Annotated in this window: 21 protein-coding genes and 1 pseudogene; 14 read left to right on the top strand and 8 right to left on the bottom strand. The window is 73.6% G+C overall.

The genetic code is table 11. From position 1 onward, the window contains the following. Positions 1-333 precede the first annotated feature (333 nt). Positions 334-1,308 (top strand): O-antigen ligase family protein, encoded by a 975-nt coding sequence (locus tag ACZ41I_RS05630; RefSeq protein ID WP_468513431.1) that lies wholly within the window; start codon positions 334-336, stop codon positions 1,306-1,308. 38 nt (positions 1,309-1,346) lie between these two features. Here ACZ41I_RS05630 and ACZ41I_RS05625 read toward each other — a convergent pair whose 3' ends face one another. Continuing rightward, positions 1,347-1,892, bottom strand: a complete 546-nt coding sequence (locus ACZ41I_RS05625) for a hypothetical protein (protein ID WP_363217806.1) — start codon at positions 1,890-1,892, stop codon at positions 1,347-1,349. 107 nt (positions 1,893-1,999) lie between these two features. Beyond that, on the bottom strand, positions 2,000-2,785 hold the full coding sequence (locus ACZ41I_RS05620) for a glutamate racemase (RefSeq protein ID WP_363217805.1): 786 nt from the start codon (positions 2,783-2,785) through the stop codon (positions 2,000-2,002). Between the two features lie 39 nt (positions 2,786-2,824). Between ACZ41I_RS05620 and ACZ41I_RS05615 the strand changes: the two genes are divergently transcribed. After that, positions 2,825-4,018, top strand: coding sequence for a glycosyltransferase (locus ACZ41I_RS05615; protein WP_399762965.1), 1,194 nt, complete (start codon positions 2,825-2,827; stop codon positions 4,016-4,018). Positions 4,019-4,024: 6 nt separating this feature from the next. Here the strand turns inward: ACZ41I_RS05615 and ACZ41I_RS05610 are convergent, their stop codons facing one another. Beyond that, positions 4,025-5,323, bottom strand: a complete 1,299-nt coding sequence (locus ACZ41I_RS05610) for a TerD family protein (protein WP_468513430.1) — start codon at positions 5,321-5,323, stop codon at positions 4,025-4,027. A 294-nt stretch (positions 5,324-5,617) separates the two neighbouring features. Between ACZ41I_RS05610 and ACZ41I_RS05605 the strand changes: the two genes are divergently transcribed. From ACZ41I_RS05605 to ACZ41I_RS05590, 4 genes are all read left to right on the top strand, one after another. Then, entirely contained in the window at positions 5,618-6,058 is a 441-nt protein-coding gene (locus ACZ41I_RS05605; RefSeq protein ID WP_363217803.1) for a DUF6643 family protein, read from the top strand. Between the two features lie 42 nt (positions 6,059-6,100). Further along, positions 6,101-6,925 carry an MOSC domain-containing protein gene (locus ACZ41I_RS05600; protein ID WP_399762967.1) on the top strand — a complete coding sequence of 275 codons (825 nt, stop codon included), beginning with the start codon at positions 6,101-6,103 and terminating at the stop codon, positions 6,923-6,925. A gap of 184 nt (positions 6,926-7,109) precedes the next feature. Further along, entirely contained in the window at positions 7,110-7,715 is a 606-nt protein-coding gene (locus tag ACZ41I_RS05595; RefSeq protein WP_399762968.1) for an Rv1733c family protein, read from the top strand. Between the two features lie 227 nt (positions 7,716-7,942). Beyond that, entirely contained in the window at positions 7,943-10,381 is a 2,439-nt protein-coding gene (locus ACZ41I_RS05590; protein ID WP_399762970.1) for a right-handed parallel beta-helix repeat-containing protein, read from the top strand. 52 nt (positions 10,382-10,433) lie between these two features. Here the strand turns inward: ACZ41I_RS05590 and ACZ41I_RS05585 are convergent, their stop codons facing one another. Then, a complete protein-coding gene (locus tag ACZ41I_RS05585) occupies positions 10,434-12,794 on the bottom strand; it encodes a hypothetical protein (RefSeq protein ID WP_468513220.1) in 2,361 nt (786 codons plus the stop codon). Positions 12,795-13,095: 301 nt separating this feature from the next. Here ACZ41I_RS05585 and ACZ41I_RS05580 point away from each other — a divergent pair, with 301 nt between their 5' ends. Together ACZ41I_RS05580 and ACZ41I_RS05575 are read left to right on the top strand one after the other, a co-directional pair. Continuing rightward, positions 13,096-13,938 carry a DeoR/GlpR family DNA-binding transcription regulator gene (locus ACZ41I_RS05580; RefSeq protein ID WP_363217799.1) on the top strand — a complete coding sequence of 281 codons (843 nt, stop codon included), beginning with the start codon at positions 13,096-13,098 and terminating at the stop codon, positions 13,936-13,938. A 69-nt stretch (positions 13,939-14,007) separates the two neighbouring features. Beyond that, on the top strand, positions 14,008-14,469 hold the full coding sequence (locus ACZ41I_RS05575; protein WP_468317659.1) for an SRPBCC family protein: 462 nt from the start codon (positions 14,008-14,010) through the stop codon (positions 14,467-14,469). Positions 14,470-14,482: 13 nt separating this feature from the next. Here ACZ41I_RS05575 and cds1 read toward each other — a convergent pair whose 3' ends face one another. Beyond that, a complete protein-coding gene (cds1, locus tag ACZ41I_RS05570) occupies positions 14,483-15,607 on the bottom strand; it encodes an L-cysteine desulfhydrase Cds1 (RefSeq protein ID WP_363217797.1) in 1,125 nt (374 codons plus the stop codon). 318 nt (positions 15,608-15,925) lie between these two features. On the opposite strand from cds1, the gene ACZ41I_RS05565 reads away from it, so the two are divergent. Further along, positions 15,926-16,249, top strand: a complete 324-nt coding sequence (locus ACZ41I_RS05565) for a hypothetical protein (protein WP_360094762.1) — start codon at positions 15,926-15,928, stop codon at positions 16,247-16,249. 229 nt (positions 16,250-16,478) lie between these two features. Beyond that, positions 16,479-17,030 (top strand): annotated as a pseudogene (locus ACZ41I_RS05560) (ATP-binding protein); the annotation flags it as partial. An 899-nt stretch (positions 17,031-17,929) separates the two neighbouring features. On the opposite strand, the gene ACZ41I_RS05555 reads toward ACZ41I_RS05560, so the two are convergent. The 3 genes from ACZ41I_RS05555 to ACZ41I_RS05545 are packed head-to-tail and all read right to left on the bottom strand — an operon-like array spanning position 17,930 to position 21,527. Then, complete coding sequence (locus ACZ41I_RS05555) at positions 17,930-20,491, bottom strand: ABC transporter permease (protein WP_468513219.1); 2,562 nt, start codon at positions 20,489-20,491, stop codon at positions 17,930-17,932. Then, positions 20,488-21,237 carry an ABC transporter ATP-binding protein gene (locus ACZ41I_RS05550; RefSeq protein ID WP_363217795.1) on the bottom strand — a complete coding sequence of 250 codons (750 nt, stop codon included), beginning with the start codon at positions 21,235-21,237 and terminating at the stop codon, positions 20,488-20,490. Before ACZ41I_RS05550 ends, ACZ41I_RS05555 begins: the two co-directional genes overlap by 4 nt. Continuing rightward, positions 21,234-21,527, bottom strand: coding sequence for an SHOCT domain-containing protein (locus tag ACZ41I_RS05545; RefSeq protein ID WP_468513218.1), 294 nt, complete (start codon positions 21,525-21,527; stop codon positions 21,234-21,236). Before ACZ41I_RS05545 ends, ACZ41I_RS05550 begins: the two co-directional genes overlap by 4 nt. Positions 21,528-21,704: 177 nt before the next feature. Here ACZ41I_RS05545 and ACZ41I_RS05540 point away from each other — a divergent pair, with 177 nt between their 5' ends. From ACZ41I_RS05540 to ACZ41I_RS05525, 4 genes are read left to right on the top strand one after another with little or no spacing between them, the layout of a single operon-like run. Further along, positions 21,705-22,295 carry a TetR/AcrR family transcriptional regulator gene (locus ACZ41I_RS05540; protein WP_399762980.1) on the top strand — a complete coding sequence of 197 codons (591 nt, stop codon included), beginning with the start codon at positions 21,705-21,707 and terminating at the stop codon, positions 22,293-22,295. Positions 22,296-22,300: 5 nt separating this feature from the next. Beyond that, a complete protein-coding gene (locus ACZ41I_RS05535; protein ID WP_363219901.1) occupies positions 22,301-22,690 on the top strand; it encodes a (R)-mandelonitrile lyase in 390 nt (129 codons plus the stop codon). A 22-nt stretch (positions 22,691-22,712) separates the two neighbouring features. Further along, positions 22,713-23,297, top strand: coding sequence for a DUF4865 family protein (locus ACZ41I_RS05530; RefSeq protein WP_468513217.1), 585 nt, complete (start codon positions 22,713-22,715; stop codon positions 23,295-23,297). Continuing rightward, entirely contained in the window at positions 23,294-24,205 is a 912-nt protein-coding gene (locus tag ACZ41I_RS05525) for a phosphotriesterase family protein (RefSeq protein ID WP_468513216.1), read from the top strand. Before ACZ41I_RS05530 ends, ACZ41I_RS05525 begins: the two co-directional genes overlap by 4 nt. The last annotated feature ends 25 nt before the right edge of the window (positions 24,206-24,230 follow it).

Below are 24,230 nucleotides of genomic sequence, written 5' to 3'. Positions count from 1 at the left end.
CTCCGCCGACCTCGGTCGTTGCTGGTCGCCAGCGCTTGCCCGCCTTGCTGCGCGCTCGTCGGCCCCCTCCGCGCACCAAGGGCCGGCACCGGCTGCGGGCACCTGCACGGAAAGAACCGTTCCGTCGCACCTCGTCCCCAAACCGGTCATCAGCCGCTACGGTGTGCCCAGCCTCGGCGGTGCGGCCGGATCCGGCGCCGTGCCCGGCCGTGGCCGGAGACAGGGCGGGGACGGGGACGAGGGGTGGCAGTGGGGGCGACCGAGACCAGGCCCGCGGCCGGGCTGGACGGAGACGCGGCCAACGCCAGACGAAACGTTTCTGACGGCACGGGCATGATCCTGCTGGGCGCCTGCGCCGCATGGTCGCTGATCACCGCGGCGGCCCACGACGGAAGGCCCGAGGGTGTCCTGCTCGCGGTGCTCGCCGTGGCAGCCGGTCACGCCGCCGGCCGGGTGTCCGGGGCACTGCTGCCGGTGGCCGCGCCCTGCGCGGGTGCGGCGGCCGGGCTTGCGCTGGCCGTGGCGCTGCCGGGACTCTCCGCCGGTCCCCGGTACGCCGCTCCGCTCGGACACGCCGGCGGCACCGCCGCCCTGCTGGCGCTGGCCACCGGAGCCGCGTGCTGTGCCGCCTGGTCGACGTCCGTGCCGGGGCTGCGGCTGGTGCTGCGGGTGCTGGCCGCCGGGATCGTGTCGGCCGGCGCGGTGCTGGGGTCGGCGGCCGGCTGCGTGGCGAGTGCGGCCGTACTGCTGTGTTCGCTCGCCGCGGGCTCGGTGTCCCGCCGTGGCAGGTGCCTGCTGGGTCTGGCGGCCGTGGCGGCGGCCCTGGTGGCCGGGACGGCCTGGGCGCTCGCCTCGGACCTGCTGCCGGGCGGCCTCGCCGGGGTGATCGAGGGCCGGCCGGCCGGGCACCGGGCGGCACTCTGGCAGGACACCCTGCGGCTGGCGGGCCGGAATCCGGGGCTCGGGGTCGGTCCGGGACGGCTGGGCGAGCTGGGCGGCACGGCGCCGCAGACGCTGTCCGCCGACGGCAAGCCGCACTCCGCCCTGCTGCAGCTGGCGGCGGAACAGGGCCTCGTCGGGGTCTTCCTGGTCGCCGCCGTGTTCTGCTGGGTGTTGCACGCGCTGTGGCGCTCGCCCCGCTCCACCCCGGTCGCCTTCACCGCCGGCGCCGCACTCACGGCGCTGGCCGCGTGCGCCACGGTGAGCAACGCGCTGAGCTTCACCACGGTGACCGTGGGCGCGGGGCTGCTCGCCGGCTGGGCGACGGCGTGGCCGTGGCCCCGCACCGGCAAAGAGCCCCGGCTCTGAGCGAGGGCATGCCGCGCGCCGGCGCGCGGCGCGCGGACTCAGCGGGCCGAACCCCGGCCGGTGGTGCGCAGCCGGGCCCTGATGACCCGTACCGCCGACTCCGCGTTGTCGACGGTGATCGTGAAGGTGTGGCCGTCCCACAGGCGCAGCACGATGCCCTCGCCCCGGCGTACGACGACGGCGGTGCCCTTCTCGGGGCGCCACCGGTAGCCCCAGCCACCCCAGTGCCTGGGCGTGACGAGGGCGGTGAAGTCGGCACCGGCCACGTGCGAGAGCGGGATGCGGCGGCGCGGCAGCCCCATGTGGCCGCAGCGGACTTCGAGGGACTCCTTGTCGAGCTTGAGGTCGACGTGCACGAAGGCGAGCGTGCCGAAGAGGACCAGCAGGCCGGCGGCGATGCAGCCCACGACGGACATCGCCAGCGGGGCGACGCCGGAGGTCCATGCCGAGTCCACCGCCAGCTCGATACCGAGCGCCATGCAGGCCGCGCCGACCAGCGCCAGCAGCCACTGGACCCGGTTGGTGGCACGCCCGGTCCAGACATCGGGATTCGGGCTGTCGTCGGCGTGGACGTGGTCCCTCATGTTTATGAGGTTACTCAGGTTTCGCTGCGCGGGTAGGGAGTGGCGGACGGTGACTGACCCGAGTGGGCCAGGGCGGATCCGGGCCTGGTTGCCGGTCGCGCGGCCGGTCAGCGGACGGGGCTGACCGCCTGCAGGAATCGGCCTTCCTCATAGGACAGGGCCGTGTCCGGGAGCGTGGCCTCGCGCCCGCTGAGCAGCACCGTGAGGCTCGTGTCGGCGACGGCGGCCGGATCCGGTTCCGCTCCGATCCGGCGCAGGGCCTGTGCGGCCACCGCCCCGGCGGAGCCGTGGAGTATGAGCGGCGGGCGGCCGGGCCGCTGGACGGCTCGCCGGATGCGCTCGCCGACCAGCTCGTAGTTGGTGCAGCCCAGGACGACGGTGGTCACGTCCTCGGGGGTGCGCGCGGCGGCGGAGGCGATGGCGGCCTCGATCGCGGCCTCGTCCGCGTGGTGCACCGCGTCCGCGAGGCCGGGGCAGGCCACCTCGGTGACCGCCACCCCGGTGGCGAACTGTTCGATCAGGTTCCGCTGATAGGCGCTGCCCGTGGTGGCGGGGGTGGCCCAGATCGCGACATGGCCGCCGCCCGCCGCGGCCGGCTTGATCGCCGGCACGGTGCCGATGATCGGCAGATCCGGTTCGAAACGGGCCCGCATCTGCGGCAGCGAGTGCACGGAGGCGGTGTTGCAGGCGACGATCAGGACATCGGGCCCATGGGCGGCGGCGGCCCCGGCCACGGCCAGGGCCCGCTGCGTGATGTCCTCCGGAGTGCGTGGCCCCCAGGGCATCCCGTCCGGGTCCCAGGAGAGCACGAGATCCGCGTCGGGCCGCAGCCGCCGTACCGCGGCGGCGGCCGGGAGCAGGCCGATTCCGGAGTCCATGAGCGCGATCTTCACCCGGCCACGATAGACGATCGGCCCTCGGGGTCCTCTCCGGTGGGGCAGACTGCGGGGGTGAGCGCGCTGCTGTGGATCACCGTCGTGTCGCTGGCCGCCTGGTGCTGGCTGCTGCTGTGCCGGGGCTTCTTCTGGCGCACGGACGTCCGGCTGCCGCCACGCCGGGATCCGGACGCGTGGCCGTCCGTCTGTGTGGTGGTACCGGCCCGCGACGAGGCCGCCGTACTGCCCGAGAGCCTGCCGTCGCTGCTGACGCAGGACTATCCGGGCCGGGCCGAGGTGGTCCTGGTGGACGACGGGAGCACCGACGGCACCGGGGAGCTGGCGCGCGAGCTGTCCCGGCGGCACGGCGGGCTGCCGCTGACCGTGGGCTCGCCGGGCGAGCCGCCGGCGGGCTGGACGGGCAAGCTGTGGGCGGTGCGGCACGGTATCGGCCTGGCACGCGCGCGTGACCCCGAGTACCTGCTGCTGACGGACGCGGACATCGCACACGCACCGGACAGCCTGCGCACGCTGGTGGCGGCGGCCCGTGCCGGAGGCTTCGACGTCGTGTCGCAGATGGCGCGGCTGCGGGTGGCGAGCCTGTGGGAGCGGCTGGTGGTGCCGGCGTTCGTGTACTTCTTCGCGCAGCTGTATCCCTTCCGGTGGATCGGTCGCAAGAGCTCGCGTACGGCCGCGGCGGCGGGCGGTTGTGTCCTGCTGCGCACCGGGATGGCGGAGCAGGCGCGCATCCCGGAGGCCATCCGGCACGCCGTCATCGACGACGTGGCGCTCGCGCGTGCGGTGAAGGGCGCCGGAGGGCACGTCTGGCTGGGGCTGGCCGACCGGGTGGACAGCGTGCGGCCGTATCCACGGTTGCACGACCTGTGGCGGATGGTCTCGCGCAGCGCCTATGCCCAGTTGCGCCACAACCCGCTGCTGCTTCTCGGTACGGTCGCCGGACTCGCGCTGGTCTATCTGCTGCCGCCGGCCGCGGTGGCCGTGGGGGCGGCGGGCGGCGGCACGGCGACGGCCGTCACCGGCACCGTGGCGTGGGCGGTGATGGCGGGGACGTACCTGCCGATGCTGCGCTACTACCGGCAGCCGCTGTGGCTGGCGCCGCTGCTGCCGTTCACCGCGCTGCTGTACCTGCTGATGACGGTCGACTCGGCCGTGCAGCACCACCGGGGGCGTGGGGCCGCCTGGAAGGGCCGCACGTACGCGCGTCCCGACGCCGTGCCCGAGGAGGGCTGAACCCGGTCACTTGCGGCCGGGCGTCCAGTTCATGCCCCAGCCGTAGGCGCGGTCCATGGTGCGTTGCGGGCTTACTCCGCGCTCCGGCACCAGGTACCGCGCCTCGCGCTGCACAATGAGGTCGCCGCCCGTGTTGGTGATCAGGGCGAGCGCGCACACGGTGGAGGGGACGGTGCACTCGTCGAGCGAGAAGTCGATCGGGGCGCCGTGCTGCGGCTGGAGGGTGACGGTGGCGTGCAGGCCGGCGAAGGAGGCGGCGCCCTGGTAGATGGTGACGAAGACGAGGATGCGCCGGAACTCCTTGGTGCGGTCGAGGTTGATGGTGAGGTTCTCGCCGCTCGCCGTGGCGCCGGTGCGGTCGTCGCCGTCGAGGTGGATGTACGGCGGCCGGTGCAGCGACCCGAAGGCGTTGCCGAGGGCCTGGACGACGCCTTTGCGGCCGTCGGCCAGTTCGTACAGGGCGCACAGGTCGAGGTCGAGGTCTCCCTGCCCGCCTCCCCACCTGCCCCAGCCGGAAAGCTCTTTGCGCATCTGCCAGTTGAGGTTCACGCGCATGGTTCCGGAGGTGCCGCCCTGCTTGGCGAGCGAGACGGACGGCGCCGTCTTGGTGAGGGTGACCTTGGACAGGCGGACCGGCTGGGGCGCGGGGGCCGGAGCAGCCGTGGGAGGGGCCGAGGGCGCGGGCGGCAAGGGCACGGGTGCCACCGGCGCGGGCGGCGGTGGCGGGGCCGCCACGGGCGGCGGCGGCGTGATCCGAGCCGCCGCGGTGGGCGGTGCAGCGCGCTGGGGTTCGTCCACGGTGATGCCGAAGTCCGTTGCGAGGCCTTCGAGTCCGCTGCTGTAGCCCTGGCCGACGGCGCGGAACTTCCACGCGCCCTGGCGGCGGTAGAACTCACCGAGTACGAAGGCCGTCTCGACGGTCGCGCCCGGGCTGTCGAAGCGGGCGACCGTCCGCCCGGTCACGGCCTCGGTCACCTCGATGTAGAGGCCGGGGACCTGTCCGAAGGTCCCGCCGTCGGCGGAGGCGGCGAGGACGATCCGCTCGATCGCGCCCTCCACGCGCGCGAGGTCGACGGAAAGGGTGTCCGTCACGCCCTCGCCGGTCCCCCTCTTGCCCTCGTGGCGCACCGCGCCCGAGGTGTGGGCGGGCTGGTTGTAGAAGACGAAGTCGGCGTCGGAGCGGACCTTTCCGGTGGCGAGCAGCAGCGCGGAGGCGTCCGCGTCGGGCACCCCGGGTCCCGAGCGCCAGCCCAGTTCGACGCGCAGGGCCGTGGTCGGCACCGGCGTGTTCGACCCCTTCGACATTGACATGTCCGCCCCCATCCGTGTCGGCCTCCGGGCACCCCCGGGTCGTCCGGGTGAGCCCTACCCGCACAACCTAATCCCGGGTACGGCGCACGCCGATGACCGACGCCGGAAGATCGTCGGCCAACTGGCGGTAACCCCGCAGGACCTCGCTCTTTACACGATTAAAGCGTCGCCCGACGTCCATTTTTGCCGAGTTCGCTCGGATTGGGGATCCCCGGTCACTGCAGGCACGGAAAACAACCCTCTTATCGGTCTCCCCAACGAGCACATCGTGGGCTTAACTTATGTGCCATGACCTCCCCCCGCTCCACTTATGGTGGCGGCTACTACTCCGCCTCCTTCCCGGACACCCCGATCTACGACTCGCTCGTGGCCGAGCGGGGCACCCCGCAGATCGCCCCGATCCGGGTCCCCGCCGCCTACGACATGGGCAGCAGCCTGCCCGCTCTGCCGTCGGCACTGCCCGCCCTCCCGGCGGCCCCCTCCCCGCAGGCCCCCGCCTACGGCTATCCGCAGCAGACACCGCAGCCCGCGCCGCTGCAGCAGGCACCCACGGCGTACATCCCGCAGCAGGCGAGCGCGCCTCGGGGTTATCCCGGCCCGCAGGCCCCGCAGCAGCAGCGCCCGATGGGGATGGGCACGGGATACGAGGCGATGCGTCCGGCCGCGCCGCGGCCTGCGCCCGCCCCCTACCAGGACCCCTACAACAACCAGCAGTACCGCGGCTACTGACCGGCGCACCGGCGCTGTCGGTGCCCCTGGCACCATGGCGTCATGGAGAACGCCGAAGTGCAGTCGATTCACGTCCATCCGGTCAAGGCGTTCCGGGGTCAGGCACCCCGGGAGGCTGTGGTGGAGCCCTGGGGCCTGGCCGGAGACCGGCGCTGGACACTGATCGACGACGGGGGAAAGGTCGTCACACAACGCGAACAGCCGCGCCTCGCGCTGGCCGCCGCCGAGCTTCTGCCCGGCGGCGGCGTTCGTCTGTCCGCGCCCGGTCACGCACCGCTGACGGTGCCGGTGCCCGAGCCGGCCGGCACCGTGCCGGTGAGCGTCTTCGGCACCAAGGTCGAGGCGGTCCCGGCGGCTGCGGCCGCACACGCCTGGTGCAGCGCCTATCTGCGGACGGACGTCCGCCTGGTCCACATGGACGATCCGGCCACCCGCCGCCCGGTCGATCCCGAGTACGCCCTGCCCGGCGAGACGGTGAGCTTCGCCGACGGCTACCCCTTGCTGGTCGCCACGACCGCCTCACTCGACGCCCTGAACTCCCTGATGGCCGAGGGCACCCAGGCCCAGGAGGGCCCGCTGCCGATGAACCGCTTCCGGCCCAACGTCGTCGTCGCCGGCACCGAGGCCTGGGCGGAGGACCACTGGTCGCGGATCTCCGTCGGCGACGTGGTCTTCCGCGTCGCGAAGGCGAGCGGACGCTGTGTCGTCACCACCGTCGACCAGGACACCGCCGTGCGGGGCCGGGAGCCCCTGCGCACCCTGGCTCGCCACCGCAAGGTCGGCGCGAGGCTGATCTTCGGCCAGAACCTCGTGCCCCTGTCGACCGGCACGATCAGGGTCGGGGACCCGGTCCGGGTGCTGGAGTAGCAGCGGTCTCGGCCCGACGGCGGGGGAACCGGGGGCGGGTCCCGGTCGTTGGGAGGACATGAGAGTTTCCTGAGAAGCCGCGTGCGTGATCGTGCGCGGCTGACGTGATGTCGCTCTCTCTCGCCACGGTCCGCGGATGCGCGCCCGTGCCGGGGGATATGACGGAGCGGAAGGGGGTGGGGACATGCGGGTGATCAGTGGCCTGTGGCGCTGGCGGCGCAATCCGCTGCGCCGCACGACCGATCTGGCCGAGGCATGGGTGGCCCTCGTGGCACTCGTACTCATGGCCGTCACCGCGCCTGTGACCGGATGGCTGGTCGGCGCCGCCGCCCAGCACTCGCTGCAGCGGTCCGTGCGCGAGCAGCAGCGCACGCGCCACCTCGTCACCGCCACGGTCGTGCGTGACCTGGGCAGGGTCCCGGTGGAGACGGAGCCCGACACCTCGACGGCGCGCGACAGCCACCGCCGTGTCCTCGCGGACTGGACCGCACCGGACGGCAGCCATCGGCACGGCCCGACCCTGGCGGCCCTCAAGTCGCCGCACAGGGGAGACCACTTCAGACTCTGGACGGACCCGCAGGGCCGAATAACGACCCGTCCGCTGGACTCCCCCACCGCGACGACACACGCGGTGCTCGCCGGGACCGGCGCGGCCCTGCTGGCCACGGGCCTGGTGGAAGCCGCCCGGCGGCTGACCGTCTGGCGCATGGTCCGCAGGCGGTACGCACGCTGGGACCAGGCCTGGGACCGGGCCGGTCCGGACTGGGGCAAGGCGGGCACCGGCAGCTGACGGCCTTACGGCTCTGGTCAACCCATCCTGCACGCACACGCTACGGTGGACCGGCCGAAGCGCTTTCGGCGACAACCCGCGGACGAGCGAACCGCAGAGGCACGCGGCTTCGGGAGCGCGACGCGCACCAGCCCCAGGGGCTGAGCACGGTCGCGGTCCCGGCACCGGCGACGCGGCCCCTGCGGCAGCGAGCCGTCAGTACGACGAGGTGGGGGCACAGCAACGCCATGGCACAGGGCACGGTCCAGGTGACGCACACCGGTACGTCGCGGTGGCGGCGCCGCACGGGCGAGTACGCTTCGCTCGCCGCCGCCCTGGAGGCCGCCACCGACGGCGACGTCCTCACCATCGCCCCGGGCACCTACCGGGAAAACCTCGTCGTCCGGCGGGCGGTGACGCTCCGTGGCCCCGAGGGGTCCCCCGGCTCGGTGCGGATCGCACCGGTGGACGGCGTGCCGCTCACCGTGTGCGCCTCGGCCGTGGTGCAGGACCTGCACGTGGAGGGACAGGACGCGGCGGCGCCCGCACTGCTGGTCGAGGAGGGCGTGCCCGAGCTGATGGACGTGCGGATCGTCACCCGGTCCGCGGCGGGTATCGAAGTGCGCGGCGGCGCCCGCCCGACCGTGCGGCGGTGCACCGTGGACAACCCGGCCGGCATCGGCATCGCCGTACTCGACGGCGCGAGCGGGGTGTTCGAGGAGTGCGAGGTCGTCGCGGCCGGGCAGGCGGGCGTGGCCGTGCGGGGCGGGGCCCGCCCGCGCCTGGAGCGCTGCCGGGTGCACCATGCCGCCGGGACCGGGCTGACCGCGACGGGCGAGAACTCGTCACTGGAGGCGGTGGGTTGTGAGATCTACGAGGTCCGGGGCTCCGGCGTCCAGGTCACCCAGCGGGCAACGGCACATCTGACCGACTGCGATGTGCACCGCACCACCACCGACGGTGTCACCCTGGACACGGACGCGGTGCTCACGCTCGCCGACTGCCGCATCCACGACATCCCGGAGAACGCGGTCGATCTGCGCTCGCGTTCGGTGCTCACGCTGACCCGGACGACGGTGCGTCAGTTCGGGCGCAACGGCCTGTCGGTGTGGGACCCGGGGACCCGGGTGGACGCCAACCAGTGCGAGATCTTCGACAGCACCGGGGACTATCCGGCGGTGTGGGTCAGCGACGGCGCCACCGCCGTCCTCGACTCCTGCCGGGTGCACGATGTGCCGGACGCCCTGTTCGTGCTGGACCGCGGTTCGCGCGCGGACGTCGTGGACAGCGACCTGTGGCAGGTGCGCAACACGGCGGTGTCGGTGAGCGACGGGGCCACCGCGCAGCTCGACGACTGCCGGATCCGGGAGGCGGCGACCGGAGCGTGGTTCCGCGACCACGGCAGCGGCGGCACGCTGAACAACTGCACGCTGGACGGCACCCAGACCGGTGTGATCGTCACCAAGGGCGCCGACCCGACCATCGAGCGGTGCACGGTCGACTCCCCCGCCGAGGCTGGCTTCTACGTCTCCGCGGGCGGCCGCGGAAGCTTCCTGAACTGCCGGGTCAGCGGCAGCGGCGGTTACGGCTTCCATGTGATCGACGGCTGCCGTGCGACGTTGCGCAAGTGCCGCACGGAGCGCTGTGCCCGCGGTGGTTACGAGTTCGCCGAGCCGGGCCCCGACGCCGGATCCGGGACGGGCCCGGTGGTGGAGGACTGCACCAGCGACGAGAGCGGCGGTCTGCGTCCGTCCCCGGCCCGCGAGACCGCCGTACAGACGGTGTCGCACTCCCCCGGGCTGCTCGGTTCGATCCCCGGGCAGCGCAGCACGGAGCAGGAGCCGCTGATCGCCGCTGCCGCGCCGGACACGCCGGCGCGGACGTCGAAGGATGTGCTCGGGGAACTCGACGCGTTGGTGGGCCTGGAGAGCGTCAAGCGAGAGGTGCGGGCGCTGACCGACATGATCGAGGTGGGCCGGCGGCGGCAGCAGGCGGGTCTGAAGGCGGCGTCGGTCAAGCGGCATCTGGTCTTCACCGGCTCTCCCGGCACCGGCAAGACGACGGTCGCCCGGCTCTACGGCGAGATCCTCGCCTCGCTCGGTGTGCTGGAGAAGGGGCATCTGGTGGAGGTGTCCCGGGTCGACCTGGTCGGTGAGCACATCGGCTCCACGGCGATCCGCACCCAGGAGGCGTTCGAGAAGGCACGCGGCGGGGTGCTGTTCATCGACGAGGCATACGCGCTGTCCCCGGAGGACGGCGGGCGGGACTTCGGCAAGGAAGCCATCGACACGCTGGTGAAGCTGATGGAGGACCACCGGGACGCGGTGGTGGTGATCGTCGCCGGCTACACGGCTGAGATGGAGCGCTTCCTGTCCGTCAACCCGGGTGTCGCCTCCCGCTTCTCGCGCACCATCACCTTCGGCGACTACGGTCCCGAGGAGCTGCTCAGGATCGTGGAGCAGCAGGCCGACGAGCACGAGTACCGGCTGGCGCCCGGCGCGTCCGAGGCGCTGCTGACGTACTTCACGGCCATCCCGAAGGGCCCGGCGTTCGGCAACGGCCGCACCGCCCGGCAGACCTTCGAGGCGATGGTGGAACGGCACGCGGGCCGTGTCGCCCAGCTGGACGACCCCAGCACCGACGACCTGACCCTGCTGTTCGCCGAGGACCTGCCGGAGCTGCCCTGACCGTCCGGTCGCACATGTGTCGAGTACGGCGAGGGCACGGCCTGGCCGGGCCTCACCCCGGTGCCTGCGGCTCAGGGCGGGGGCCCGGCAGCTCCGGGCGCAGCCGGCTCAGCAGCCGGGTCCGTGCGCGGGCGAAGGCCGGGTCCGCCTGGTAGTCGGAGTGGCCGAGGATGGGCGCCGGGAGCGGATGCTCGGGCGTGCGGCCGTAGACGAGCGGGTCCTGCAACGGGGCGTGGTCGACCTCGGGCGTGGCGTCGTCGGGGACGCGGACGGGGCCGCCGATGGGGTCGGTCGGGCGGTAGAGGTTGGTCCAGCAGGCGACATCGCGGTGCAGGGCGGCGAGCGCGGGCGGTCCGAAGTGGGCCGGGAACCAGCGGCCGTACAGGCGCTCCAGCGGGGAGCCGTAGGTCAGCAGCGCGATCCGGCCGCGCACGGACGGGGGCAGCTGCCAGGCGGCGGCCGCGGCCAGGACGCTGCCCTGGGAGTGACCGGAGAGGACCAGACGGCCTTTGGTGCGGTGCGTCCAGGTCGCCATGCGCCAGGTCAGGTCCGGCACCGCGCGCTCGGCGTAGCAGGGCGGTGCGAAGGGATGCGCCGCACGTGGCCAGAAGGTGCCGACGTCCCACAGGATGCCGATGCTGCGCCGTGCCGAGGCGTCCTTGTAGGCGCGCCTGCCCCAGGTCACGAAGAGCACGAAACCCAGTCCGACCAGCCAGGAGCCCAGTGCCTGCGAGATCTCGGCGACGGCCTGGAGGGCGTCGAAGGTGTGGCGGGCCGCTCCGTCGGGCGTCTTCCGTGTGATCAGCGCGCCGGTCAGCGCCACACCGCCGAGCAGCAGGGTGGCGGCGGTGAGCACGGCGACGACGAGGGGTGCCCGGTCGGTGAGGGCGGCCATCGCGCGGACATGGGCGATGGCGCGGGTACGGACCGGGTCCTCGGGTTCGCCGGGGTGCTCGTGGCGGACTCGGGCGCGTTCGGCGCGGGCCAGCCGGGCGGTGTGCGTCCCGAGCCCGGCGGCGAGGAGCAGCAGGACCGCGAGTACCGGCGGGATCGTGGACGCCTGCCAGGTCAGCAGGAGGGGCGGGCCGGGGAGCCGGGCGCGGGTGCCGTCCAGCCAGTCCGCGACGCGCTGCGCGAGCCCGCCGGACATCACACCGCCCAGCGCGCAGGCGAGCAGCGCGACGGCCGGTCCGCCCAGGCCGCGCATCCCTGCGCGCGGATCGGGAGTGCGCCGGTACAGACAACGGGCCACCACGGCGAGCGCGACGATCAGCACTCCCTGGGCCAGCATCAGGGCGCCGAAGGCCGGGTCGCCCGGCAGCCGCCCGGTGGACCGCCAGCCGGGGCGGGCCCAGCCGGCGTAGACCGCCGTGAGCAGCAGCAGGGCGAGCGCGCCCAGCGGCAGGAGTCGTACGAGGTGCCGGTCGGCCCGCTGGTCGAGGCGGTTCTCGCTGCGGCCCCGGCGGCAGACGACACCCACCACGAGCGCCGCCCAGGCCGGCAGGGCCGCGGTGAGCAGCCGGCTCACGGCCTCCAGGGCGGCGGGGCCGCCTGGCTGGTGGTCGAAGCGGGCCGCCGGGATCGCCAGGGCGGTGGCGACGGTCAGCAGGGCTGCCGCGGTGTGCGCGGCGCGCAGCCGGGCCACGAGGCGGCGCCCGTACCAGAAGCCGGGCATGGCCAGCGCGCTGCGGTCGGTGTCCGGTTCCGGGTCGTGGGACATCGGCTGGTGGGACTCGTACGCGCTCCAGGTGCGGTGCGAGAGATACCAGAGGAGTCCGGTCAGCGCGGCCGGTACCAGCGCGGCGAGCGCGAGCCGGCGGCCGGGCAGGCTCCACCAGCTGCCGTGCCTGCCGAAGGGCGCGGGCGCATCGGGGGCGAGGAAGGCCAGCCAGGAGTGGCGTCGGACGCAGTCATGGACGCCGGCGCACTGCCAGGCCACCAGGTCGAGGGCCACCTCGCAGACGGCGGCCACCAGCAGCACGGTCAGGGTGAGGGCGGCCAGCCGCACCAGGAGGCCGTACAGCCGGACCGTGCGGTGCCGGCCGGCTGCGGCGGGGCGCATCCAGTGGGCGAGGTTGACCACCATGAACGGCAGTAACACCAGCCACAGGGCGCGGCTGCGGTCGCCGGATGTCAGGTTGCACCAGACGTACGCCTCCCGAACGGGCTCGTCCCGGGCCCCCTCCCCTTCCGGCGTGTCCTCTGCGCGCCGGAAGACGGCGGCCGTGTCGTCACCGGTGATCCGGACGGTACGCGGGTCGCCGAGCATCTTCTCGGGGGTGGTCCCGCCCACCCCGTGCACCAGCAGCTCCAGCTCGGCCTCCGGCGCGGTGAGCCGGTCGGGGCGGCCGGCCGGCGGCCTCGCCGCCTTGCCCGTCCGCTGCCCGCTGGGGCGTTCCTGTGCGCGGTCCACTGTTGTCGCACCCCCGTGACGTGCCCGAAGGCCTGTGCCGATGCGGGCTTCAGGATCCCGGGTGCGCCGACCGCGCGCACCACTCGTCACGGAATCTCCCCGATCCGGGTGACGGCGCCGGGACCGCCGGGGTCTCTGTGGCGAATGTGGCATGTACGGGTGGTGACAGGAGGTGGCGCAACCCGTACCCACCCGTGAAAGGATGGGACGCCCGCGCATCGCCGGCCGGATGGAACCTCCTGGTCGGGGGCGGTGCGCCGGGGCGTGTCGGACGGATGGCGGCGAAAGGACCGGAGCGTACGTGAGTGAGAATCAGAACCTCCTCGCGGAGCAGCGCCGCGCCCTGATCCTGGACGAGGTCCGGCGCCGGGGCGGTGTGCGGGTGAACGAACTGACCCGCAAGCTCGGCGTGTCGGACATGACCGTGCGCCGTGACCTGGACGCCCTCGCCCGTCAGGGTGTGCTGGAGAAGGTGCACGGCGGCGCGGTGCCCGTGGTCGAGGCGAGCACCCATGAGCCGGGCTTCGAGGCCAAGTCCGGTCTGGAGCTGACCGCCAAGGAGGACATCGCGCGGGCCGCCGCCAAGCTGGTCAGCCCGGGCACGGCGATCGCCCTGTCCGGTGGTACGACGACGTACGCGCTCGCGCAGCACCTGCTGGAGGTGCCCGACCTGACCGTGGTGACGAACTCGGTGCGGGTCGCGGACGTCTTCCACGCGGCGCAGCGCACCTCGGGCCAGCGGCAGGGCGCGGCCACGGTGGTGCTCACCGGCGGCGTGCGGACCCCGTCGGACTCGCTGGTCGGGCCGGTCGCCGACCAGGCGATCGCGGCCCTTCACTTCGATGTGCTGTTCCTCGGCGTGCACGGCATATCGGTGGAGGCCGGTCTGTCCACGCCGAACCTCGCGGAGGCGGAGACGAACCGGCGGCTGGTGCACTCGGCGCGCCGGGTCGTGGTGGTCGCCGACCACACCAAGTGGGGGACGGTGGGCCTGAGTTCCTTCGCCACGCTGGAGCAGGTGGACACGCTCGTCACCGACGCGGGGCTGCCGGCCGAGGCCCGGACGGAGATCTCCGAGCACCTGCCGCGGCTGCTGGTCGCGGGCGAGTGGGAGCCGGAGGACCGGGACACCGACGACATCTGACGGTGTGTCAGTTAGGCTGACGGTGCACCACCCCGTTCCGCGAAGGGACTCATGAGGGGGTTTCGCACCATGGCTCACCGTCTACGCCCGGTCGGTGTCGACTTCGTCGAGACCGCCCCTGTACGCCTGGTGTTCGCCCGGGAGATCGCCGCAGCCCCTGAGGCGGTCTTCCGGTCGCTCGCCGAGGACCTGGCCGGCTGGTCGGAATGGTTCCCCGGGGTGGCCTCCGTACGGCCGGCCGGCGGTGGTCGCGAGGTGCGGCTGCGCGGCGGCGGCCGCTTCGAGGAGTCGGTGGTCGTGGCCAGGGCGCCGGAGCTCTACGCCTATCGCGTCGACGTGACGAACATGCCGGGAGCGCGGGCCTGGGTCGAGGAGTGGCGACTTGCCCCGGCCGGCACCGGGACCCGGGTGCAGATGACCTTCGCGCTCGACGGGACGGCGGCGTTCCGCCTGCTGTGGGCTCTCGTCCGCCCCGGGGTGGGCCGCGCTTTCCGCGATGCGGTCGCGAAGCTGGACCGGCGCCTCGGCTGACCCGTCCGCCGGCTCAGTCCGGCCACACCCCCGTCGTCAGCAGGGTCTCGATCGCCGCCGCGTACGGCGTGATGTCCAGGCCTTGCTCCGCGAGCCAGACGTCGGAGTAGTACTTGTCGAGGTAACGGTCGCCCGGGTCGCACAGCAGGGTGACGACGCTGCCGGTGCGGCCCTCGGCCACCATCTCGGAGACGATCTTCAGCGCGCTCCACAGTCCGGTTCCCGTGGAGCCGCCCGCCTTGCGGCCGATGGCCTGTTCCAGGGCGCGTACGGCGGCGACGCTGGCCGCGTCCGGGACCTTCATCATCCGGTCGATCGCGCCGGGCACGAAGCTCGGCTCCATGCGCGGGCGGCCGATGCCCTCGATCCGGGAGCCGCAGTCGCAGGTGACGTCCGGATCGCCGGTGGTCCAGCCCTCGAAGAAGCAGGAGTTGTCCGGGTCGGCGACGCAGATGCGGGTGTCGTACTGCATGTAGTGGACGTAGCGGGCGAGGGTCGCGGAGGTGCCGCCGGTGCCGGCCGTGGCGACGATCCACGCCGGCTCCGGGAACCGCTCCAACTCCAGCTGGCGGAAGATGGATTCCGCGATGTTGTTGTTCCCGCGCCAGTCGGTGGCCCGCTCGGCGTAGGTGAACTGGTCCATGTAGTGGCCGCCGGTCTCCACCGCGAGGCGTGCGGACTCCTCGTACATCTTGCGGGAGTCGTCCACGAAGTGGCACTGGCCACCGTGGAACTCGATCAGGCGGATCTTCTCGGCGCTGGTCGTGCGCGGCATGACCGCGATGAAGGGCACGCCGATCAGCTTCGCGAAGTAGGCCTCGGAGACGGCGGTCGAGCCGCTGGAGGCCTCGATGACGGGGCGGCCGGGACGGATCCAGCCATTGCAGAGGCCGTAGAGGAAGAGGGAGCGGGCGAGGCGGTGCTTGAGGCTGCCGGTGGGGTGCGTCGACTCGTCCTTCAGGTAGAGGTCGATGCCCCAGTGCTCGGGGAGCGGGAAGCGCAGCAGGTGGGTGTCCGCCGAGCGGTTGGCGTCGGCCTGGACCTTGCGGACGGCTTCTTTCAGCCAGTCGCGATACGCGGCGTCGCTGCGGTCGACATCGAGGGTCGCGCCGGTCCGGGTCCGGTCGGTGGTGCTCACGGCGGTGCTCCTTACGCTGGGTGCCGACGACGCCTCGCGCGTCGGCACTTTGAGCATAGGCATCTTTTGCACCGCTTCCCACCTGCATAAACGCATCTTTGAGCCATCCAAAGCCGCCCTGGGGCACGAGCGAGCGAGGCGTCCGGGGGCGCATTTGGCGGGAGTGCTCCGGGCGGCTGTCGCAGGCGTCCCGCGTGTACTGGTGCTCCCGGCCGCACGGAGGCAGACTGCACGCGACGGGACGATCGTCCGTCGGACAGGCCCTGACGGGGGCGCACACTGGATCGCGGAAGCACACGGGCAAGGGGGCGGCGAAGGATGGCGGAGCCTGAGTTCACGGCCAAGGGCGTGCGGATCGGCAAACGACTGCGTTCGCTCACCCGGGCCGGGCAGGTCCGGATCAACGACGGCAGGCTGGAGTTGCTCACCAGCTACGGCAGCGAGATCGACAGCGCTCCGGTACAGGCGGTGCGCGCGTCCAAGCCGTGGTTCGGGCCGGACGACAAGGCGTTGGCCGACCTCAACGGCAAGCGGTACCTGCTGACGCTGGGCGAGCACGACCCCGCTCCGGGCGAGCCGGGTCCGCCTGCGGCACGGCGGTTCATCGAGGCGGTGCGCCGCGCCGCCGGACGCGGCGGCTGAGGACGTACGGCGCACACCTGGGAGCAGCGGTCCGTTGCGGCGAGTTGCGGGCGGCCATCCGCTGCGTCACTCTGGTCTCACGTCACTCTGGGTTTACCGGCGATAACGCTGCGAACCAGCCCGCCGGCCATGACAGCAGGCGGACGTTTGGACGCAAGCACCCTGCTGGATCCGTTGTTCTCCGTGTTCTTCCGGTCCGTTCGGACCTCTACATCGGGGAGTCGCAGCCGTGATCAGTCACCCGAGCAGGCACTGCACCGTGGAGCTCCAGGCCCTGCCGTCACGGATCGGCCAGGTCCGCAGAATCGTATCTGCGCAGTTGCGCTACTGGCACATGGACGCGTTGATAGACCGGGCCGCGCTCGGTGTGACGGAGCTGCTGAGCAACGTTCACCGGCACGCAAGGCCCGACAAGTCGTGCACGGTCGAGCTCGAGCTGGCGCCGGACCGGCTCACCGTCTCGGTGCGCGACAACGATCCGCGGCTTCCGGTGCCGGCCGCCGCCGCGGACGCGCCCGACACCGGCCCGCTGGCCACCTGTGGTCGGGGGCTGGCGATGGTGGCGGCGGTCAGCGAGAGCTGGGGGGCTCGGCCGGACGGCGAGAACGGCAAGGTCGTCTGGTTCACGCTGCCCGCCCCGGCGGTGGTGCGGCCGCATCCGGCGAGTGTGCCGCGCCGTACGACGGAGCCGCGGCCGGCGGCCAAGACCGCCCCTGTCCGCTCCGCGGTACCGGTGGCCGCGGCAGCGCCGGTCGGCGCACCAGCGCCCGCGGCTGCCGCAACGCCCGTGGTCGCCGTCGCGCCGGGTGCCGCCGGAACTCCGGTCGGCGCCGCGGCTCCCGCTCCGGCGGTGGCGCACGCCTCGGGCGTGCCCGCGACATAGGCGCCGCCCGGCCGGCCGCTTCGGGCTGACCGGGCGGCGCCCGCCGGTGCGACGGACAGGTCCCGACCGCGCCCGCCGGCGCCTGTCGAACCCCGGTACGACCCTGCCGGCCGGGGGTCGGTCCGCTCACCCGCGCCGACAGGGTGCCGCTGCGCCGACCCGTGCCGCCCCAGCGGTACGACCGCCCGCGGCAACGCGGGTACGAGCGCCGCTGCCGGGCGGGGCGGGCGCAGCCCCGGCGGCACGCCTCGCGCGACCCGACGAGTAGGCGCCACGGCCGACCGGCCCGGGCACCTCGGCCACAGCGACCACGCCGGCCGCAGCTACAGCGCATGGCGGGCGCAGCCGGCTGCAGCTCCCCAGGGGCGGGAAACGGCACGACCAGCCAGGCACACACCCGCACTCGCGCACGCTCCCGCACGACCCCACGAGTAGGCGCCACGACCGCGCCGACCCCGCCAAGGGCGACCAGCAAATGCCGCACCGCCGCGCAGTGCCGGTAGTAGGCGCCACGACCGACCGACCCGGGCACCTCGGCCACAGCGACCACGCCGGCCCCCAGCTACGGCACATTGCGGGCGCAGCCGCCTGCAGCTCCCCAGGGGCGCGGGGAACGGCACGACCAGCCACACACCCGCACTCGCGCACGCTCCCGCACGACCCCACGAGTAGGCGCCACGACCGCGCCGACCCCGCCGATCCCGCCAAGGGCGACCAGCAAATGCCGCACCGCCGCGCAGTGCCGGTAGTAGGCGCCACGGCCGACCGACCCGGGCACCTCGGCCGCAGCGGCGCGGTCACTCCGTCGCGATGGCCCGCAGCACGTCCAGCCGGGCCGCGCGCCCGGCCGGGCGGAGGCCTGCGAGGGCGCCGGCGGCGAGGCCGACGAGGGCCACCACCGCCAGCCGCGCGGGCGGAAGGGCGAACGCGAACGCGGTGTCGCTCGCGCCGTCCGAGGCCCGCACCAGCACCCAGCCCAGGAAGGCGCCGAGGCCGAGCCCGCCGACGGTGCCGAACGCGGCGACCAGGACCGACTCCCAGCGGACCATGGCCCGCAGTTGGGCGCGGGTCTGGCCGACGGCCCGCAACAGACCCAGTTCCCGGGTGCGTTCGTGCAGCGCGAGCGTCAGCGTGTTCGCGATGCCGAGCAGGGCGATGACCACCGCGAGGGCGAGCAGCGCGTAGACGAGGGTGAGCATCATGTCGATGCCACCCGCCGACGACTGCGCGTACTCGTCGCGGGTCTGCACCTCGGGGTTGCCGTACCGGGCGGCGATCCGCCGCACCGCCGCCCTGCCCGCGTCGGCACCGACCCCGGGCTTGAAGGTGACGGCGATCAGGGTGTCCGCGTCCTGGTTGCGGTGCGGAGCCCACGCGGCGCGGGTGATGACGTAGTCGCCGGCGAGTTCCGACCGGCCGTACACCGCCCGGACGGTGAAGGTCTCGCTCCGGCCGTCGGTGAAGGTCAGGCGGGTGGTGTCACCGGTGCGCAGATGCTGCCGGCCGGCCTCCGTCCGGGTGATCGCGATGCCGTCGGCGCCGAGGCCGCGCAGGGAGCCGGTCACCGTGCCGAGGTCGAAGGTACGGGCGAGCGCCGCCGGATCGGTGACGGTCAAGGCCCGTCCCCTACCGTTCACTTCGGCGACGCCGCGGCCGAGCCCCACGGCCGTGCCGACTTGCGGCAGACGCTGGAGGGCGGGCGCGAGCCGGGGACTGAGGCCGCTGCCGCCCGCGCCGAAGGACGGGCTGCTGACGGCGAGGTCACCCGCGAAGGACCGGGACACCGTCTGGTCCATCGTGGCCTTCAGCGAGGCACCGAAGACGGTGAACAGCGACACGACGGCCACGCCGATCATCAGCGCTCCCGCCGTGGCCGCCGTCCGCTTCGGGCTGCGCAGGGCGTTGCGCCGCGCCAGCGAGCCGGTCACGCCGCGCAGCCGGTCCAGGGGGCCGCCGAGCAGTCGTACGGCGGTGGTGGCGGCGACCGGGCCGAGGACGACGAACGCCGCCAGGGCGAGCAGCGCGCCGACTCCGGCAAGCCACACGGACGGGGAGACGAGGACGCCGGTCAGGGTCGCGGCGAGCGCAGACGCGCCGAGGACACCTCCGGCGATCGCACGGACGCGGAAGGCGCCCGAGGTGTCGACGGCCGTCTCGCGCAGGGCGGCGAGCGGCGCGGTGCGTCCGGCGCGCCGGGCCGGCAGGAGCGCCGAGCCGAGGCAGACGGCGATTCCGACCGCGAGCGGCAGCACCATCGACAGCGTCTTGATCACCAGGTCGCCGTCGGGGAACGGGAATCCGATCGCCGGGAACAGCGCCTGCAGGCCGGCGGCGATGCCGATGCCGCCCGCGAGTCCGGTGACCGACGCGGTGAGCGCGACCAGGCAGGCCTCGGCGAGTGCGGCGGCGGTCACCTGGCGGCGTGCCGCGCCCAGAGCCCGCAACAGGGCGTGCTCGCGGGTGCGCTGGGCGACCACGATCGCGAATGTGTTGTGGATGGAGAAGGTGGCGACGAGCAGCGCGACGCCGGAGAAGACGAGAAGGAAGGTGGTGAAGACGGTCAGGAACTGGCTGGAGATCATGTCGGTGTTCTCCTGCGCCGACTGCTGACCGGTGATGGCCTCAACCCCCTTGGGCAGCACGGGAGTCAGCCTGCGGACCAGTTCCCGCTGGCTCACTCCGGGCCCGGCCCGCACCTCGATCGCGGCGGCCTGGCCGGGGCGCGCGGCGAGGTACTTCTCGGCGTCGGCCCGGGTCATGCCGGTGAACGTCACCTGGGCCATGCCGTCCTGGCCGCCGAAGGTGGCAAGGCCGACGACGGTGACCTGCACCGGGTCCGGGGTGCGCAGGGTGGTGGTGTCGCCGATCTTCAGGCCGCCCTTCTTCGCGGCACCCCGGTTCACCACGACCTCGCCGGGCTTCGCGGGCGCGCGGCCTTCGGCGATCCGGTACGGGTTGAGGCGGGCGTCCGTGATCCAGTTGCCGGCCAGCGTGGGTGGTCCCTGACCTCCGACGGGCTTACCGTCGGAGCCGACCAGCTGGCCCGCGCCCTGGATGTTCGGGGCGGCGGCGGCCACGCCGGGGACCCGCTCGACGGCCCTCACCAGCGAGGTGTCCACGGGGCGCCGTACACCCTGGGCCTCGCCGGGGGTGGTGATGGCGTCGGCGCCGCGCACGACGGCGTCCGTGCCGCTGGTGGCCTCGCCGAACATGCTGCCGAAGCCGGCGCGCAGCGTGTCGCCCATGACGAGGGTGCCGGTCAGGAAGGCGACGCCGAGGAACACGGCGAGGAAGGTGCCGGCGAACCGGCGCCGGTGGGCGCGCAGCGAGGTGAGACCGAGCCGCAGCGACGCGTTCATGTCCGCACCTCGAAGGCCTTCATACGGTCCAGGACCCGGTCCGCGGTGGGCGACTCCATCCGGTCGACCAGGCGGCCGTCGGCGAGGAAGAGCACCTCGTCGGCGTGCGCGGCGGCCACCGGGTCGTGCGTGACCATGACGACCGTCCGGTCCCCGTCGCGCACGGCGGAGCCGAGGAGGCCGAGGACTTCCGCGCCGGAGCGGGAGTCGAGGTTGCCGGTGGGCTCGTCGGCGAAGACCACGTCGGGCCGCCCGGCGAACGCCCGTGCCACGGCCACGCGTTGCTGCTGGCCGCCGGAGAGTTCCGCGGGACGGTGGTGCAGCCGGTCGCGCAGCCCGACGACGTCGACGAGCGCGTCGATCCACTCCCGGTCGCCGCGCCGCCCGGCCAGGTCCAGCGGCAGGGTGATGTTCTCGGCGACGGTCAGCGTCGGCACCAGGTTGAACGCCTGGAAGACGAAGCCGACCCGGTCGCGGCGCAGCAGGGTCAGGCGGCGGTCGTCGAGCGCGCCGAGTTCGGTGTCACCGATCCAGGCGGCGCCGGAGGTGAGCGTGTCGAGGCCGGCCGCGCAGTGCATGAGGGTGGACTTGCCGGAGCCCGAGGGGCCCATGACGGCGGTGAAGCGTCCGGCGGGAAAGGAGACGTCGACGCCGTCCAGGGCGCGTACGGCGGTGTCGCCGCCGCCGTACACCTTGACCGCGTCCACCACGCGGGCCGCGGCCCGCACTGCCGTCGTCGTGGTCATGCCGCGTTCCCCTTGCCCGTGCGGCCGAACTGCTCCTCCAGGACGGACAGGCGGCGCCAGTACTCGTCCTCGTCGATCTCGCCGGAGGCGAAGCGGCGGCCGAGCACCGCGAGGGGCGAGTCGCCCGCGGGCCGTCCGCCGTCCGTCGGACGCCAGGGGCCGCCGCGGCCGCGCAGGCCGGTGCGCCGCAGGACCGTGGCGGCGCCGATCACGACGGCCGCCCAGATCAGCGGGAGGAACAGGATCCACGGGCCGGGTCCGCCGCCGCCCCAGTCGGCCAGGTTCTGCATCTCGGGTCATCTCCGTTGTCGGCTCGGTTCTCCCCGGTCTTCCGGGGATGCCACGAGACTCCCTCCGGCGAGGGGTCCCGGTCGTCGTGCGGCCGGCGGCAGTGCGCGTACCTCCGCGGGAGTACGACGGTGGGGGTGCGCCTGCTCCCTCGGGACTGGCGGACTGTAACTACTAGTATGTACAGTGGATGCATGAGCACCCCGGAACGACTGATCGAGTCCACCCGTGAGCTGCTGTGGGAGCGCGGGTACGTGGGCACGAGCCCCAAGGCGATCCTGGAGCGCGCGGGCGCCGGCCAGGGCAGCATGTACCACCACTTCAAGGGCAAGCCGGACCTCGCCCTGGCGGCGATCCGGCGCACCGCCGGCGAACTGCGCGCCGCGGCGGAACGCGTCCTCGACGGGCCGGGCACGCCGTACGAGCGGATCGAGGCGTATCTGCGGCGCGAGCGCGACGTACTGCGCGGCTGCCCGATCGGCCGGCTGACCATGGATCCGGACGTGATCGCCAGTGACGAACTGCGCGCGCCGGTGGACGAGACGATCGCGTGGATCCGGGAGCGGATCGCCGGAATCGTCGAAGAGGGCAAGCGACAGGGGCAGTTCGCACCCTCGCTGGACGGACAGGAGATCGGCGCGGCCGTCCTCGCGACCGTGCAGGGCGGCTATGTCCTGGCCCGCGCCTCCGGCACGCCCGCCGCCTTCGACGCCGGTGTCCGCGGGCTGCTCTCCCTGCTCGCACCCCGAACTCCCGGACAGGAGACCTGAGTCACGTGCACATCACCGGACGACGCCCCGACACCCGGCAGGGCCCGGCGGAGAACTTCACCGGCACGGTCTGGCTGGACGAGATCGCCGCGCCCGCCGCTCCGTCCCGGCTGCGCATGTTCAACGTCCACTTCGCACCGGGCGCCCACACCGCCTGGCACCGGCACCCGCACGGTCAGGTGCTGCACGTCCTGGAGGGCGAGGGGCTGGTGCAGCGCAGGGGCGGCGAGGTGGAGGCGATCCGCGCGGGCGACACGGTGTGGATCGAGCCGGACGAATGGCACTGGCACGGCGCCGCGCCCCGCGCCTTCATGACCCACCTCGCGGTCGTCGAGGCCGCAGAGGACGGCACGACGACCGAGTGGCACGCGCACGTGGACGACTATCCCGCCTGAGGCCCGAGAAAGGATCCTGTACATGCACGCCATGCAGTACGAGTTCACCCTGCCCGCGGACTACGACATGGGCGTCATCCGCTCGCGCGTCGCCCGTGTCGCCCCTCTGCTGGACGACTGGGACGGTCTCGGCATCAAGACGTATGTTCTGCGCGAACGCGGGGTGCACGGCTCGCCGGTGAACCAGTACGGGCCGTTCTACCTCTGGAACACGATGGAGGGCATGAACCGCTTCCTGTGGGGAGGGACCTTCCAGGGGCCCGTCGACGACTTCGGGCGGCCTGCGATACGACAGTGGACCGGCCTGGCGTTCGAGGAGGGATCCGCCACCGGTTCCGCGCCCTCATACGCCGTGCGCCGACGCCAACCTGTGCCGGAGGGCGTGGAGTTGGCGGCCTTCATGGCGGACGCGGCGGCCGAGACCGGGCGGCTGGCGACGGAGGACGGCGCGGTGCTGGCGGCGGCCGCCGTCGACACCCGGGCCTGGGAGCTGGTGCACTTCTCGCTCTGGGAGCACGACACGCCCAAGGCCGACGGCGACCTCTTCCAGGTGCTGCACCTGTCCGCACCCGGCCGGGACCGGCTCCCGCGCGGTCGGCAGTGGTGAACCGGGTCCGCACGGTCCTCGGCGACATCCCGCCCGGGGAGCTGGGCGTGTGCGACGCGCACGACCATCTCTTCCTGCGCAGCGCCCAGTTGCCCGGGCAGGAGCTGGACGATGTGGCGGCGGCGCGGGCCGAGCTGGCCGCGTTCCGGGCGGCGGGCGGTGCGGCGGTCGTCCAGTGGACGCCGTACGGGATGGGCCGGCGGACGGCGGAGCTCGCCCAGCTGTCCCGGGCCACCGGTGTGCGGCTGGTGTGCGCCACGGGACTGCACCAAGCCGCGCACTACGACGCCGAGTTGCTCGGCGGGCTGCGCGGTACCGGCCTTGCCGAGCTGTTCGTGTCCGAGCTGACCGACGGCATCGGCACGACCGGGGTGCGCGCCGGTCTGATCAAGGTGGCGGGCGGCTTCCACGCCCTCGACGCGCACGCCCGCTGGACCATGACGGCGGCGGCCGAGGCGCACCATGCCACCGGCGCACCGATCGCCGTGCACCTGGAGCTGGGCACCGGTGCACTGGACGTGCTCGACCTGCTGTGCGGCGAGTTGGGCGTGCCCGGCGAGCGGGTGATCCTCGGCCATCTGAACCGCTCCCCCGACCCGGTGGTGCAGCGCCAGGCCGCCGCGTCGGGCTGCTGGCTGGCCTTCGACGGACCTTCCCTCGCCCACCATGCCACCGACTGGCGGATGCCGGAGGCGGTACGGGCCCTGGCGGAGGCCGGCTTCGGCGACCGACTGCTGCTCGGCGGCGACACCGTGGTCGCCGGCGCCCGCTCGGTCGACGGCGGGCCCGGCATGCCGTATCTGCTGCGCAGGGCTCGGGCGCGACTCCAGGTGGAGTTGGGCGCGGAGCTGGTGGAGCGGATGCTCACCGAGCATCCCGGTCGGGCGTTCGCGGTCGACTGGCCGTGACGGTCCTCGCCTGAGCACCTGCGTG

The organism is Streptomyces sp. NPDC030799 (assembly GCF_055572255.1).
The sequence above is the reverse complement of the archived record's forward strand: the minus strand, read 5'-3'. Positions and strand labels throughout refer to the sequence as shown.